Annotated in this window: 12 protein-coding genes; 7 read left to right on the top strand and 5 right to left on the bottom strand. The window is 40.2% G+C overall.

The features are described 5' to 3' along the window. Window positions 1–783, top strand: a complete 783-nt coding sequence (mazG, locus tag H4075_RS16760; protein ID WP_182801979.1) for a nucleoside triphosphate pyrophosphohydrolase — start codon at window positions 1–3, stop codon at window positions 781–783. A gap of 4 nt (window positions 784–787) precedes the next feature. Continuing rightward, on the top strand, window positions 788–4,543 hold the full coding sequence (locus tag H4075_RS16755) for a sensor histidine kinase (RefSeq protein WP_182801978.1): 3,756 nt from the start codon (window positions 788–790) through the stop codon (window positions 4,541–4,543). A 55-nt stretch (window positions 4,544–4,598) separates the two neighbouring features. Here the strand turns inward: H4075_RS16755 and trxA are convergent, their stop codons facing one another. The 4 genes from trxA to H4075_RS16735 form a co-directional block, all read right to left on the bottom strand. After that, on the bottom strand, window positions 4,599–4,973 hold the full coding sequence (gene trxA, locus H4075_RS16750; protein WP_182801977.1) for a thioredoxin: 375 nt from the start codon (window positions 4,971–4,973) through the stop codon (window positions 4,599–4,601). A 78-nt stretch (window positions 4,974–5,051) separates the two neighbouring features. Further along, window positions 5,052–5,819, bottom strand: coding sequence for a glucose 1-dehydrogenase (locus tag H4075_RS16745; protein WP_182801976.1), 768 nt, complete (start codon window positions 5,817–5,819; stop codon window positions 5,052–5,054). 110 nt (window positions 5,820–5,929) lie between these two features. After that, the gene (locus H4075_RS16740) at window positions 5,930–6,490 is read right to left on the bottom strand and encodes a dihydrofolate reductase family protein (protein ID WP_182801975.1); all 561 of its coding nucleotides are present in this window, start codon (window positions 6,488–6,490) and stop codon (window positions 5,930–5,932) included. A gap of 33 nt (window positions 6,491–6,523) precedes the next feature. Next, entirely contained in the window at window positions 6,524–7,087 is a 564-nt protein-coding gene (locus H4075_RS16735; protein WP_182801974.1) for a GNAT family N-acetyltransferase, read from the bottom strand. A gap of 223 nt (window positions 7,088–7,310) precedes the next feature. Here H4075_RS16735 and H4075_RS16730 point away from each other — a divergent pair, with 223 nt between their 5' ends. After that, a complete protein-coding gene (locus H4075_RS16730; RefSeq protein WP_182801973.1) occupies window positions 7,311–7,526 on the top strand; it encodes a hypothetical protein in 216 nt (71 codons plus the stop codon). Window positions 7,527–7,598: 72 nt separating this feature from the next. Here the strand turns inward: H4075_RS16730 and H4075_RS16725 are convergent, their stop codons facing one another. Further along, complete coding sequence (locus H4075_RS16725; RefSeq protein WP_182801972.1) at window positions 7,599–8,042, bottom strand: DUF5990 family protein; 444 nt, start codon at window positions 8,040–8,042, stop codon at window positions 7,599–7,601. A gap of 591 nt (window positions 8,043–8,633) precedes the next feature. Between H4075_RS16725 and H4075_RS16720 the strand changes: the two genes are divergently transcribed. The 4 genes from H4075_RS16720 to H4075_RS16705 all read left to right on the top strand — a co-directional run bounded on the left by H4075_RS16720 (window position 8,634) and on the right by H4075_RS16705 (window position 15,411). Continuing rightward, window positions 8,634–9,239, top strand: a complete 606-nt coding sequence (locus H4075_RS16720) for an RNA polymerase sigma factor (protein WP_182801971.1) — start codon at window positions 8,634–8,636, stop codon at window positions 9,237–9,239. Window positions 9,240–9,300: 61 nt separating this feature from the next. Then, entirely contained in the window at window positions 9,301–10,533 is a 1,233-nt protein-coding gene (locus tag H4075_RS16715) for a hypothetical protein (RefSeq protein WP_182801970.1), read from the top strand. 91 nt (window positions 10,534–10,624) lie between these two features. Then, window positions 10,625–11,824: a FecR family protein gene (locus tag H4075_RS16710; protein ID WP_182801969.1), complete on the top strand. Its 1,200-nt coding sequence runs from the start codon at window positions 10,625–10,627 to the stop codon at window positions 11,822–11,824. Between the two features lie 227 nt (window positions 11,825–12,051). Then, window positions 12,052–15,411, top strand: a complete 3,360-nt coding sequence (locus tag H4075_RS16705; protein WP_182801968.1) for a TonB-dependent receptor — start codon at window positions 12,052–12,054, stop codon at window positions 15,409–15,411.

Raw genomic sequence — 15,411 nt, 5'->3', positions numbered from 1 at the left:
ATGCAAACAGCAACAGCCGATAGTTTCCTGCGTTTGGTAAAGATCATGGATGAATTGCGGGAACAATGCCCGTGGGACAGGAAGCAAACCATACATACGCTTCGGCAACTTACTATTGAAGAGACCTATGAACTCACCGATGCAATTTCAGAAGAGAACTGGAAAGATATCAAAGAGGAGTTAGGCGATCTGATGTTGCACATTGTCTTTTACTCTAAAATTGGAGCTGAGCAAAATCAATTCACCATACCGGACATGATCAATGGAGTTTGTGAAAAACTGATTGCACGGCATCCGCATATTTACGGCGATGTAAAAGTGGATGATGAAAAAGATGTGAAACGCAACTGGGAAAAACTGAAGATGAAAGAAGGAAAAACGTCTGTGTTGAGTGGCGTGCCCAAAGGATTGCCTTCGATGGTAAAAGCTATCCGTATTCAGGAAAAAGCTAAGCAGGTTGGCTTTGAATGGGAAAACAAAGAACAGGTGTTTGAAAAAATTGAAGAGGAGATCAATGAATTAAAAGAAGTGGTGCAAACAGCCGAGCAGGATAAAATTGAAGAGGAGCTGGGCGATGTATTTTTTTCATTGGTGAATTATGCACGGTTTTTGCAGATTGATGCTGACCATGCGCTGGAACGTACAAATCAGAAGTTCATACAGCGGTTTACCCAGATGGAGCAGGAAGCGATCAGTGAAGGAAAACAGTTGACACATTTGAGTTTGGAAGAGATGGACGGCATCTGGAACCGCATCAAACAGAAAAACAGGGAAGAACAATAATATCTTGAGCCACATTTCAACCATCCGCAACTTCGTTTTCAAAAATGGCTACCTGCTTATTTTAGGCGGTTGGTTACTTACGTTCTCTTATCTTTTTCAATATTACTGGTCTTACACCTCTGCACCTGTGCAGGTGAAAAAAACATTACAGAAAGCTATTAATAAAAGGGAAGACGATTTTACAAAAATTCTTGCCGATACAGCTTTATTACTTGATCTGAAAAAAGGTCGTGCTGAAAAGAAAGAAGTAACGAACTTGATTGCTAAGGATTACTTCATCTTTATTGCTTCTGATGGTGCTGATGGATTTCAAACACGTTTCTGGAATACGCAAACTATTTTGCCAAACATTGAGTTGTGGCAACGTGCAAACGGTATCTGGTTTGAGCAACTGATCAATGGCTATTATACTGTTTATAAAGAAACGGTGAAACTCAGTGATGGTTCGCTTTGTTATGCCATGGCACTCATTCCCGTAAAGTGGAATTATTTTGTTCCTGCCAGCTATCTCAGCAACAGTTTTACTTATCTCGAAGGGATTGAAAAATACTATTCGCTCAGTGATGTGCAGCAAACAGAATTGCAGGTAAAAAGTACCGATGGCACAGGTTTGTTCTGGTTAAAAGAGCAGACTAACTTTCCGCAACCGCTAAACAAAACAACAGTTATTTTAAGATTGCTTTCTGTTTTTTGTTTCTTAATGTTTCTGCACAAAACTGCTGCGGCTCTTGCAAATAAATATTCATTTCTTGTTGGATTATCTTTTCTTATTGGCGCAATTATCATCATTCGAACGTTGAGTTATTATTTTCCGGTGCCGTTGAATCTGCGGCAGTTCAGTCTGTTCGATCCTGCAGTGTATGGCTCCAATAATATTCTCCGGTCATTAGGTGATCTCTTTATCAATTCATTTTTATTGTTGTGGGTACTGTTGTTCATACGTAGGTATGGACGATCAGCAATGTTGCTGCCGTTAAAGATCAATAACAAAGCAGGACTGGCTGTTACAGCGGTATTGCTCTTCGCATTAACCATTCTGTTTGGAAATATTATCCGGAGTATGGTTGCTGATTCACAGATATCGTTCGACGTTACTAATTTCTTTGAACTTACAGTTTTCAGTTTCGCCGGGTTTATCTTACTTGGCTCGCTTGCATTGAACTATTTTTTATTAGCCGATTGGTTGTTTGGATTTCTCAAACGTTACAGCGAAGGCAGGCTCCAGATCCAGATGCTGGCCTTAACCATTACAGGTCTTGTTTATCTGACACTTACTGTAAGTTCTGCTGCAGTTGTCTATCATCTTATTTTGCTTGGATGGTTGTTGTTGTTAATGACCCTGCTGAACAGGGAGGGTTTGCAATTGAGATTCCTGCCTTCAAATGGCCGGGTGATCTTCTGGCTGTTTTTCTTTTCTGTATCATTAACAACATTACTCATTGCAGAAAACGATCGTAAAGAATTGCAGAAAGCTACAAGTATGGCTGAGAAACTAAGCCTTCAAACTGATCCTTCTGCAGAAAACCTGTTAAACATTGCACTGCGTAATTTCAGACCTGAATTTCTTGACAATGAATTTCATCGTTTTACAACTTCAAGCGGCAACCAGTTTTTAAAAGACAGTCTTATCAGCGAAAATTTCAGCGGTTATCTTAATAAATTTGAAACCGAGATCTATACGTTTACAGGAGCAGAAGAACCCCAACCATTATTTAATATCGATTCAATTTCATTCAATACACTCAACACTGTTTATAAACTTCAAAGTAAACCAACGAGTGTGCGTGACTGGCAGTATTACGAGGAGTCGTTTGATAAGTTCTATTATATCGCCCGAAGGGAAGTAACTGACAGGGAAACGAACCAGGTGATCGGTTATGTATTCATTATTTCACGTCCGAAGCGTTATGCTGATGAAAAATTTTATCCTGAACTTTTTTCAAGAACATTCAATCTTCTTCCGGATGACATGCCATCCCATGCGTATGCGATCTACAAGAATAAGGAACTCATCAGCAGTGTAAATGATTATCCTTTTCCTATACATCTGAACGACACAAAGAAGGCCCGTTTATTGATTGAACAGAAAAAAAGAAATGGTTATTCGGAATTGTGGTACACTATTTCAAAAGACCTGACAGTAATTGTGGTGAGACCACAAAACAGATTGCTCGAAGGAATTACCTTGTTTGCTTACCTGTTCTGTGTGTTCCTGATCATGCTTGCGATCTTCAGGCTTGTGCAATATATATTGCAGTTGGGTATTAAACCTGAAAAGTGGAAAGAACATCTGCAGCTTACGTTCCGCACACAGGTTCACACAACCATCATTGGTATCAGTATTTTTTCATTCCTCGTTATTGGTGCATCAACCATCTTCTTCTTTATTAACAGGCATAGCCGGATAAATAAAGAACGATTGTCGAGAACGATCGGGATCATGCGCACCGAAGTGGAAGTTGCCTTGAACAATCATGCTGTATTTGATGATGTGTTGAAAGCTTATGACGATGCTGCCTCGGCTGAGCTGCAGGGAAAAATCAACCGCATTTCAGAGATACATGGGGTGGATGTAAATATTTATGATCCTGCAGGCAACCTGCGTTTATCATCACAACCTTATTATTACAATAAAGGATTGTTAAGCCGTAAAACAGATCCGTTGGCTTATTACAAATTATCGCAGGAATATCTTGTGCAAACAATTGAAGACGAAAAAGTAGGCAGCCGTTCATACATGAGTATTTATGTGCCTGTTCGTGATTCAGATGGACAAACCTATGCTTATCTCAACATTCCATACTTCACATCACAGAATGAATTGAAGCAGGAGATATCAAACTTCCTCGTAACACTCATCAACCTTAATGCATTTATTTTCCTTATTGCAGGGTTGGTTGCATTTTTTGTAACAAGCCGTATCACTAATTCGTTCGCCATTATCAGTGAAAAGATGAAGGAGATAAAACTTGGTAAAACAAACGAAGCCATTGTGTGGAATCGTAATGATGAAATTGGTGAACTCGTGCAGGAGTATAACGGGATGGTGAAACAGTTGGAAGAGAGTGCCAACTTACTTGCACGTAGCGAACGTGAAGGTGCGTGGCGTGAAATGGCTAGACAGGTGGCGCATGAGATCAAGAATCCGCTTACGCCAATGAAATTAAGTATCCAGTATTTGCAGAAAGCAGTTGATTCAAACTCCGCTGATGCAAAAAATATTTCGCAAAGTGTTGCAAAAACTTTGGTGGAGCAGATCGATTATTTATCAAACATCGCATCCGACTTTTCAAACTTTGCAAACATTGGCAATCCACGTTTGGAAAAAGTAAATCTTGTTGAATCGGTACAGTCGGTGGTTGATCTGTTCAACATGCACGAAGATGCACACATTGCTTTCAGCACAACGGCTGAAGCAGCTTTTGTAATGGCCGATAAAACACAGCTCAACCGTTTATTCACCAATCTCACACGTAATGCAATTGAAGCCGCACCTGCCGATGAAACGGCACTTGTAAAGTTGCAGGTAGAAGTGAAAGAAGAAAAAGTATTGGTTGCTGTTACTGATAATGGCCAAGGTATACGACCTGACTTACAGGATAAAATATTCTATCCCAACTTCACCACCAAAACATCCGGCACAGGATTAGGACTTGCGATGTGTAAGAGTATTGTAGAACAGATGAAAGGTGAAATATGGTTTGTTACTGAGCAACAAAAAGGCAGCACTTTTTTTGTAGAGCTGCCACTTATTCAATAAGCACAATTTAAAAATTGAATTTGTCAATTGCTGATTGCCTGTTGCCCATTCGCTGTTAAGCCTCAGGCTCTTTCTGTTTCAACAAATGATCTTCAATAATTTCTTTGAATACTTTCTTTGGAAATGCACCCGGTTGCATCATGGGATCTGCATCAACAGGAATAAATAAAAATGTTGGGATACTCTGTATACCGAATACTGCTGCAAGTTCCATCTCTGCTTCTGTATCAACTTTATAGATGACGATCTTTCCTTCGTATTCCATAGCTAATTCTTCCAACACAGGTGCCACCATTTTACAAGGACCACACCAATCGGCATAAAAATCAATGATGGCAGGAACAGTACCGCTGTATTTCCATTCTTTTTCAGTTTCGTAGTTAAAGACCTTTTCTTTAAAATCCTGTGCGGTGAGTTTGATCGTTGCCATAGTATAATTTGAATACAAAGTTATTGATCATAACTGCTTCATGCGTGACAAAAGTTACGCTTTAAACGACGTCATAGTCTAATAAGCGGTCCATCCGCCATCAACGGTAATCACAGCACCGTTAATAAAACCGGCATCGTCAGTTGCCAGGAATAAGGCGGCGTTTGCAATATCAATTGGTTCGCCGGTTTTGGCATTCAGGACCATGCCACTCATGATACGGTCATTGATCAGGGGCGTGATCTTACGCATGTCAATTGTATCGCCAATATTTGTATTGATGGCGCCCGGAGCAATGGCATTGCATCGAATCCCTGCTTTTGCATACAGGTAACCTGTGTTTTTTGTAAGGCCGATCAATGCATGTTTGCTGGCTGTGTAAGCAGCTCCCGCTCTTGCACCTTGTAACCCGCCAATAGATGCAATATTGATGATACAGCCACTGCCTTTTGCAAGAAAAATTTTTACTGCACTACGCATGGCTTTCATTGGGCCGGTAACATTGATGTTCATCACTTTCTCCCACATGCTGTTTTCAAGTTCAGCAACAGGTGCAAAATGATCCATGATGCCGGCATTATTCACTAAGATGTCTAACGTTCCATAAGTTGTAACAGCAGTATTGACCATGCGTTCGATATCTTCTTCCAACGCCATATTGCATAGCAGCGTTGTAACATCGCCACCTTGGCCGGTAATTTCCTGGTGAAGTAATTGTAAACGTTCGGAGTTAATGTCTGTCGCTACTACTTTGCAATCTTCAAATGCAAATAAAAGGGCAATGGCTTTGCCCATTCCTGAACCTGCCCCGGTGATCAGTGCTGTTTTGCCTGTTAACTTTTTCATTGTTCCTATTTTACAACAGACAGCAACTGATTTTACTGATGAGAGTCAGCAAGCTAACTCCTGTTCAACTTAAAAACAATGACGGAGCAGATGATTGTGGTTAGGGAAAATTAAACCCGTTCATAGTTCATAAAAACCACGCCCGATTTTGAACTGTTGATTTCTTTTAGGATAAGGTTGCTGTGCTTGTTGATATTCGAAAAAAGAGGCTTTCCTTCACCTAAAATAACAGGATAAACTGCAAGCTGGTAAGCATCAACAAGATCTTCATTCATAAAACTGGTAATCAGACTGCCGCCGCCATACAGCCAGATATTCTTCCCCGGCTCCTGTTTAATTTCTTTTACACGCTCAGTTATTGGTGAGTTGATGAATATTGCTTTTCCATCTTCTTTCTTGTTGTTTGAAAAAACATATTTCGTTTTGCTGTGTACACTTTGCCAAAGACTTTTTTCTGCTGCAGATGCATTATTGCCCGGTTGAAACTGTCCCCACAGATCATAACTTATCCTGCCATAAAAAACAGCATCAACACCCGCAAGAAATTGATCGAAAGGAGTGCCTTCTCCCATTTCAGCAGCGGCATCATTGTTGATCCAGTCAATTTCTCCGTTTGGTCCTTCAATAAAACCATCAAGTGTTACAGCAACGTTTACAATTATTTTCCGCATGATTATTTCTTTTTAAACGTATAGGTGCTATTGTTATTGATCATTTCTCCAGTCCCAAACTACAACGATCCATTCGGTGTGAGCAGGATCTATGTATGAATGTATTTCCCGGAAACCGATTCTCTTATGTGCTTGTAGCGAACGTGTATTACTGCTTGCGATTTCAGTGAGCACAAGATCATACTTGCTGCTGTAAAATTCTTTGTAAGCAGCATAGCAGTTATCGAAAATTCCTTGCCCACGATAGGCTTTATCAACGCAAACCTGGCCAACAATAATATACTTAAGATCAGAAATGATCTTCTCTTTGTAAATGATCTGATCAAACACATCAAACATCGGGATCAAAACAGAAATATCAAATCTTGATTCTTTGGTCATAGCCAATACATAGCCAATAACCTTTTCATCATCTTTTGCAATGACATGTTTCTCCAGGTCATTCATTTTCTTCAGCACATCATACGTATGTTTCACCGTTACAAAACCCTGGCTTTGTATTTCATCTGGCATTAATCCTTGTGCTAAGTTTAATTGCTGAAGTTTTAATATTCCTTCAAGTTCTTGTTTTGTAGTTGAAGTGGAATAACTGATCATGCGTTTTAGTTTAGCTAAAACAAAACTAATGGTATCAACAATTTCTTTGGCATTTATCTATGCCGGCAACTTGAATTTCTCTTTGTGGCATCATAATTGGCTTAATAAGTAAAATAGCTGTAATGAAATAGTCATTAAAAATTAGCGTCCCAATTTTAAACCGACCGGGATGATAATTTTTAGTGAGTATACTATGTGGCCAAAATCAAATAAAAAAGAACACATGAAAATTTTTGGAATTATTCTGATCGCAGCCGGCATTTTAATGCTGGTACTGAAAGGGTTCAGTTTTACGCAGGAGAAAAAGGTAGTCGACATCGGCCCAATCGAAATCAATGCAAAAGAAAAGAAAACAATTGCCTGGCCAACCTATGCAGGCATTATTGCACTTGTTGCCGGGGTTGCCTTAGTGGCTTTGGATAAGAAAAAAGCGAGTTGAAACCTGCGCAATTGTATGAAGAAGTAGGGCGTTGCTGATTCAGAGGGCCATTCACTATTCACCATTGACCATTCACCTTTTGATCTGCCAGCCTTCAAATGGTTTTACGGTTGCACAATTAGGCCCGCCATCTTTGCCCGTTCCGGGAACCTTTGCTTGTAGCATCAGTGCTGGGTCGGCAATTAATTGGTCGATCAGTTCCCACGTAATGCCTGTTAATGGAACTTTTAGCCTTCTTGACCAATGCGTATCCGTTTGCCCTGCGTAGGTTCCAATATCAATATAAACGAATTTTCCACCTGCAGGGCCCTGCACAAACGGACCGGAAAATTTTGGAGACACATCTTCTCCTTTATCGCCTTTGATCTTTATAGAAAATGTAAATAACAGGTCTTGCGAAGCTGACTTCTGCTTTTGCACCGTTTCATAAATATTACCCGATCCTTTCTGCAATCCAAACAATACATTCGGTGGCGGTTGTGTAAGAACGATTTGAAGATTGATTTCTGTTTCCATATATTCAACAATATAAATGGTCTTGGTTATAAATAAGAAAATTACAATTTTTCGCCTGTTTATGCCATTGGGCATCATGCAGGAAATTTGCTGAAACACTTTGATAAAAAGTGAGTTGACGAACTGTTAGAAAATTTAAGCAGGCAATACCCAGGGCAAGTTGAGTGTACATGGTTTACAAAGTTGGAACTCTCTTGTAAAAACAAACTTACATAATGCTTAAAATTAATATAGCCTGATATGCAGATTGGGTAATGAAAATACAGCTATAATAAATGAATTAGTACTGATTACGGACAAAACAGGATATTCTAAGTAACCGTTCGGAAAACTTATTAATAGTAGTTTCTTATTTCATATGAATTGATAAATTATTCCTGAACAAAAAAGGCAACTTTTCAAAATTTTTTATCCGCATAGAACCTGACGAATACCAGCGCCCATCTTTTGAACAAATTTTGAACTAGAACTGTGTTATCGTTGTTACATAATGAAAATTAATTCGGGTAGAAATTTATGTCATTATAGTCTTTAGTTTATTTCACTATTTTCCTTTTATTTTTGATTTTAAGGGAACTCCGATGATTGCTCATGAACGATAAAGCCAAGCCATTATATGAAGACGAATACTGCCTTTTAAAAATCAGGGAGGGTGATGAGCATTTTTTTAACCTGCTTTTCGGGAAGTACCGGAATCAGTTATTTGCATATTTATACAGAGTAACCAAATCAAAAGAAGTAGCAGAGGAAATAGTACTCGATGTTTTTTTAAAACTCTGGCATGGAAGGGAAGCGATCACCGGAATACAAAACTTCGAAGCTTTTTTATACAAGGTAGCTCATAATAAAGCCATTGATTTTTTCCGGGCGGCCAAACGCAGCCTGGCCCTGCAGCAGGCCTTATGGGAAGCAATGGCTGAAGCTCCCGCCGACGATAATGCCGATAGCCGGTTACTGTTGAAAAACACAGATGCCTTAATAAAGGAAGCAATCAATCAATTATCTCCCCAACGGAAAAAAGTGTTTGAGCTCCGACATTACGAAGATCTGAGCTATGCTGAAATAGCCGCAACTCTCAATTTATCGTCCAATACGGTGCGCAATCACTTGGCTGCATCCCTGCAGTTTATCCGGGAATACCTGGAAAAAAACAACGCACTGGTTCTGCTGCTTGCCATTTATTTTGAAAAAAAGTAGGGGCAGCATTGGTACATGCTTTCTTTTCCTTCGTCAGTTATCTGGCACATACCAAATTAACATGAAGAAAAGAATACCACTCCTGCTGTTATCGGTTCTGATCGTCTTTTTATTTTCCTGTGGCAAAAAAGGCGTTGTGAACGATACCCCCACCGAAGTACCAACCAATACGCTTCAGCAACTGGAGCCGTACAATTTTGTGCTGGGTACACACGCCATATCGGGCAGTTACCAGTTTACTTCAGAAAACAAACTGGTGGAGCAGGCAAAGAAAGTGCGGGAGATGGGGTCGAATATCCTGAAAATTACCTTGGGTAAAAATTCCCCGGATATTTATGGGATCAATGAGGTTACAAAGAGTACCACCACGTTAGCACTGTTTACAAATAACCTGCCCTATAAAACGGTGTGCAATATGGATTTTAAATACATCTTTTTATGGGTGCATACCTTAACCAATGTGGATTGGAAGAAGGCCCTCACCGCTGCCGAAGAAAAAGTATTGTATGATGAAATGTACAATTTCGTTTCTCATTTGCTTACAACATACGATAACTCAGGTAAAACATTTTTAATTGGCAACTGGGAAGGCGATTGGCTGTTAATTCCCAGTTACGACAGAACCGTTACCCCTGCGCCGGAATTGCTTGCAAACATGAGCAAGTGGTTTCAGATAAGACAAAAAGCAATTGATGATGCAAAGCTGGCGTCAACAGCAAAAAATGTGTCGCTGTATCATTACATCGAAGCAAACCTGGTGTTGAAAGGAATGAATGGTGAACCTTGTGTGGCTGAAAGTGTGATACCGAATGTTGATATCGATCTTATTTCTTACTCCAGTTATGAAGCGATCAAGGATAAAACTGCTGTACAGAAAAAAACAGATTTGCAAGCGATTTTCACCTACCTCGAATCGAAACTGAAACCAAAAAGCGGATTGCCTTTCAGCAGAAGAGTATTTATTGGCGAATACGGCTATCAGGCCAATGCTTCAAAGCCCGAAACGTTTCAAAAGCAGTACGATGAAACAAAGGAAATTATGAAGATTGCATTTGAACTGAATCTTCCGTTTGCCTTACACTGGCAGATGTATAACAATGAATACGAGAATGGGGTATCGAAACAAATGTCGTTGATTAACGAATCCGGTGCCAAAACACGCCAGTATGTGCTGCACAACAACTTTTATAAGGCCATGAATACTTACCTGAAAGACGAAAAGCAGAAAAATAACAGGTATCCAACAACAGATGAATACAGAACAAAAGCACTGCAGGTGTTGTCATCGCTTTAGTAACTGTTGTTTATTTTCAAAAAAATTGAGAGCGCATTGGTACATGTCATCTTTCCGGTCGTCATTTATTTAGCACATTTTATTTTACAATATGACTGATAACAAGGAGAATCTCTCCGATCTTATACATAAATACCTGGATAACCGGTTAACCTCTGCTGAGTATGCAGAGCTGTGGCGGTTATTGAACGAACAACCTGATGAAACACAATTGAATGAAGAACTGAAGCAGCTTTGGCTGTCTGTAAAAACAGATGCACCATTGATTGCTGCTGCCGACTGGGATCAGAAAATACAGGAAGCGAAACAAAAACTTTCAGCAACTTTTGAAACAGACGAACAACCTGTCATCGGTCGTTTTGCACGTTTCCGTTGGGTAGCTGCCGCAGCAATTCTTTTACTGATTCTTTCTTCTGTGTTTCTTTTAACGAATCAAAAAGAGAAGAATACAACCGTTGCAAAAAATACACAACCACAACTTCATCAAGATCATTTACCCGGTGGCGACAGGGCTGTATTAACCCTGGCCGATGGAAGTTCTATTGTTCTCGATAGTGCCGGCAATGGTATGCTTGCACAGCAGGGAACAACAGAGATCATCAAGAAAGAAGATGGACAACTGTTGTACAACAGCCAGGATAATGCAACCGAAGAAATTGCATATAATTTATTACAAACACCCCGTGGAGGACAGTATAAAATTACTTTACCCGATGGAAGCAAAGTATGGCTCAATGCAGCTTCATCCTTAAAGTATCCTGTTGTGTTCAGCGGTAAAGAACGCCGTGTGGAAATAACCGGTGAAGCTTATTTTGAAATTGCCAAAGACGCATTACGGCCATTCAAAGTACAATTGAATCAAATGGAAGTAGAAGTGCTCGGTACACATTTCAACATCAACAGTTATACCGATGAAGAAACTGTACGCACCACCTTGCTGGAAGGAAGAGTAAAAGTAACTGCAGCAAGTGAAAGCAAATTTTTACAACCCGGCCAACAGGCACAACTGAAACCATCGGGTAACATGAAGATCGTTAATGATGCAAATCTGGAAGAAACGGTAGCTTGGAAGGATGGAAATTTTCAGTTTGAGAACAGTGATATTAAATCGGTGATGAGACAACTGTCCCGTTGGTACGATGTGGAGATAAGTTACCAAGGCAACATCAGCACGCATTTTATTGGTGGCATTTCCCGTAATGTAAAGCTGTCGCAGGTGCTTTCAATGCTGCAGCAAACAGGCGAAGTGCGATTTATCATTGAAGGCAAAAAAATAATTGTTATGCCATAAAAAACAGAACAATGTAAAACGAATATCGTAGCAAGAGCCATAAAAAAAACCGGAAGTGGTTGCAACACTCCCGGCGAAAGATTCGGGCTCTTCAACAAGCAATCAAACCAATGAGACTGTTTATCGTTAAACCCAAAAACGAAGTTATGCCATTTACTGCTTTTAGTTTTCGGCAAAGCCGAAAACTATCCAAAACATGCCCTCCTGTCAGGAAGGCACTATTGATTATGAAACTTATTGCTGTTTTTCTCTTCGTGGCCAGTATGCAGGTGTTTGCAGAAGCCCACTCACAAACTGTAACGCTTTCAGTAAAGAATGCGCCCTTCCAGAAAGTATTGAAAGAAATCAGAAAGCAAACAGGCTATAATTACATATGCACTGTTGAAATGATGAAGTTGGTGGGCAATGTAAGCGTTGAAGCTAAAAATGTTCCGCTGCAGGAAGCCATTGACGAATGCTTGCAGAAATCGCCGCTTACGTATACCATTGTAGAAAATACAATAGTAATCAAACGTAAGGTGACAGCAGCACCAACTGCAAATGTTACAAAGGAATCGCCACCAGCTGACATTACTGTAAAAGGAAAAGTAACAGATGAAAGCGGAACACCACTGCCGGGTGCATCTGTAAATATCAAAGGAACCGGCAAAGGAGTTAATACCGATGCCAACGGAGAGTTTACAATCAGTGTACCGGATAACTCATCAATGATACTGGTCATTTCTTTTGTGGGCATGGAAGCAAAAGAAGTTAGTGTAAAAGGAATGACAAGCGTGCAGGTTACCTTAAGCAAACAGGAAATTCAGCAGCAGGAAATTGTAGTTGTAGGTTACGGTACGCAAAAGAAAGCAACTGTTACCGGAGCCATTGCACAGGTAGGTGCAAAAGTATTACAGTCGGCACCTGTTCCTAATACTTCTCAGTTACTCGTAGGCAGAATGCCGGGGCTTCTTTCCAAAACAGCAAGTGGTTTACCTGGTGAAGATAATGCCAGTCTGCAGATCAGAGGTTATGGAAATGCACTGGTAATTGTGGATGGTTTGCCAACTCCTTTTAACCGTATCGATCCGAATGATATTGAATCTGTTTCAATATTGAAAGATGCATCTGCCGCCATTTATGGTGCAAGAGCAGGTAACGGTGTAATACTTGTTACAACCAAACGTGGTAAAACAGGTGCTCCACAAATTACGTACACGGGTACTTACACGTATCAAATGCCCTCTGCTTTTCAGAATACAGTAAACGCAGGCGACTGGGCTGAGTTACGCAGAGAAGCTGCACTCAACTATGGTTTGAGTCCCGGCGAATTTACCGAGGAAGTTGTACAGAAGTACAAAGCAGGTACTGAAGCAAACTTCAAATCATATAACTGGCGTGATGCAATATTTCGTACCGGTGCACCCATGTTGCAACAGAGTATTACTGTAAGCGGTGGAACTCCTGCTTTAAAATACTTTGGTTCGCTGGGTATGACCGATCAGCAAAGTGTTTTCACCTCAGGAGATTATTTTTATAAACGCTACAATACAAGATTAAACGTAGATGCAACGATTGCAAAGAATTTGAGTTTGCGTTTTGATATGCAATATCGTTTTGGTCAGGATCAGCAGGTAGGTTCAATTGAAGATGTAATGGTAGATTTTAGCACAGCACAACCACGTTACAATCCCTACCTGCCTGACCTGACCAGAAATGCATATACAGGTTTTCAAGGCCGCAACCCGTTACTGCGTATAGATGCAGAACGTAGAGGATACAACCGAACCAGTTCTAATTTCTTTAATGGCCAGGTAGGGCTTAATTATAAATTACCTTTTGTACCCGGCTTAAGTGTTGGTGCCGATTTATTGGTAAGTCAATCTGCAGATTATACCAAAGTATTTAACGTACCTGCAGAAGTATACGATTATGATTATGAAACACAGGTGTATACCTACATGGCCAACATGGGCAATTTCATTTCACTCAGAGAAACCAATGCCCGTTATTTCCAGATTTATCCAATGCTGAAAGTGAATTACGATCGTGAATTTGGTAACCATCGCATCAGCGCAATGGGTATTGCCGAACAACTTAAAAACGGAGGTAATTCATTAATGGCTTTTCGTCGTGATTTGCTGTCACCATCCATACAGCAACTGTTTTCCGGTGGCCAGGACTTCCAGGATAATACCGGAACACAAAGTCAAATGTCAAGAGTAGCATACATCGGTAAATTAAATTACGATTACGAAGGCAAGTACCTGGCAGAATTTATTTTAAGAGCTGATGCCAGTGCAAATTTTCCTAAGAACTCAAGATGGGGTTATTTCCCGGGCGTATCAGTTGGCTGGGTATTCTCGAAGGAAAATTTCATGGATAATGCATCATCATGGCTTTCGAATGGTAAACTCAGACTTTCCTATGGACAGTCGGGTAACGATGGTACAAGCCAGTTCAGTTATCTTACCGGGTATGATATTGATGCAGGTGGTTACATCATGGGAAATACGTTTTACAAAACCATCAGTACCACAGGTCTTCCAAATCCCGATATTACATGGGAAAGTATAACTAACTATAACGCCGGTATTGATTTAACACTGTGGAAAGGCAAGTTGGTATTTGAAGGAAACGTGTTTTACAGATTAAGAGATGGAATCCTTGCTTCGCAACAAAGGGCAGTGCCTTCAACATTTGGCGCAACCTTACCTCCGGTAAATCTGAACAAACAAAGTAACAGAGGCTTTGAACTGATGATTGATTACCGCCCAAAGATCAGCGGTGTACAACTTTCAATCATGCCTACGTTTACACTCACACAAAACAAGTGGGAGTACAGAGATGAAACAGCTTATACCGACCCTGATCAAATCAGAATTTATCAACTGACAGGTAAATCAGCTAACCTTTCATGGGGCTATAAGTCGGATGGTATTTTTATGTCGCAAGGAGAAATTGATAAACTTGCATTTAACCAGGATGGAGTAGGTAATACAACATTGCGTCCCGGCGATATCCGTTATGTTGATTTGAATAGTGATGGTATTCTCGATTGGCGTGATCAGGATGTGATTGGTAAAGGAACCTTTCCGGAAGTAGTATACAGTTTAGTGGTGGGCGCTACTTACAAAGGCCTGTCGCTGGAAATGTTATGGCAAGGGTCAACAGGTTTTAATTTTTATGTAACCGGTGCATCGGCATCCATGTTTTCAAACGAATCAATTCCTTACGATTATCATTATACATATCGTTGGCAGCCCGATCCTGCAAATCCAACGCAGAACATCAATCCAAAGGCACAATTGCCTGCAGCTTCATTGGGCTTAAACCCCAATAACATTAAGCGTTCGGATTTCTGGATGAAAGATGCAACATTCATTCGTTTGCGGAATGTCAATTTATCGTACAGCTTCAGTGGAAATTGGGTAAAAAAGGTAGGGATAAAAAATCTGCAGGTATTTACATCTGCTACAAACCTCCTTACGTTCAGCAAGCTTGGATTTTACAAGAACACATTTGATCCTGATGCGAACTTAAGTGGTGAAGGACGTAACTATCCGATTCATAAAAATATTGCAGGAGGATTGCGATTAACATTTTAA

The organism is Lacibacter sediminis (assembly GCF_014168535.1).
Taxonomy (GTDB): domain Bacteria; phylum Bacteroidota; class Bacteroidia; order Chitinophagales; family Chitinophagaceae; genus Lacibacter; species Lacibacter sediminis.
Note: the sequence above shows the minus strand (reverse complement) of the source record. Positions and strands in the feature narration are given on the sequence as shown.

Excerpts from the sequence above, each read along its gene's own strand:
- trxA (WP_182801977.1), bottom strand. The coding sequence starts at position 4,973 with ATGGCAACGATCAAACTCACCGCACAGGATTTTAAAGAAAAGGTCTTT.
- H4075_RS16705 (WP_182801968.1), top strand. The coding sequence starts at position 12,052 with ATGAAACTTATTGCTGTTTTTCTCTTCGTGGCCAGTATGCAGGTGTTT.
- H4075_RS16745 (WP_182801976.1), bottom strand. The coding sequence starts at position 5,819 with ATGAAAAAGTTAACAGGCAAAACAGCACTGATCACCGGGGCAGGTTCA.
- H4075_RS16710 (WP_182801969.1), top strand. The coding sequence starts at position 10,625 with ATGACTGATAACAAGGAGAATCTCTCCGATCTTATACATAAATACCTG.
- H4075_RS16720 (WP_182801971.1), top strand. The coding sequence starts at position 8,634 with ATGAACGATAAAGCCAAGCCATTATATGAAGACGAATACTGCCTTTTA.
- H4075_RS16725 (WP_182801972.1), bottom strand. The coding sequence starts at position 8,042 with ATGGAAACAGAAATCAATCTTCAAATCGTTCTTACACAACCGCCACCG.
- mazG (WP_182801979.1), top strand. The coding sequence starts at position 1 with ATGCAAACAGCAACAGCCGATAGTTTCCTGCGTTTGGTAAAGATCATG.
- H4075_RS16735 (WP_182801974.1), bottom strand. The coding sequence starts at position 7,087 with ATGATCAGTTATTCCACTTCAACTACAAAACAAGAACTTGAAGGAATA.
- H4075_RS16715 (WP_182801970.1), top strand. The coding sequence starts at position 9,301 with ATGAAGAAAAGAATACCACTCCTGCTGTTATCGGTTCTGATCGTCTTT.
- H4075_RS16730 (WP_182801973.1), top strand. The coding sequence starts at position 7,311 with ATGAAAATTTTTGGAATTATTCTGATCGCAGCCGGCATTTTAATGCTG.
- H4075_RS16740 (WP_182801975.1), bottom strand. The coding sequence starts at position 6,490 with ATGCGGAAAATAATTGTAAACGTTGCTGTAACACTTGATGGTTTTATT.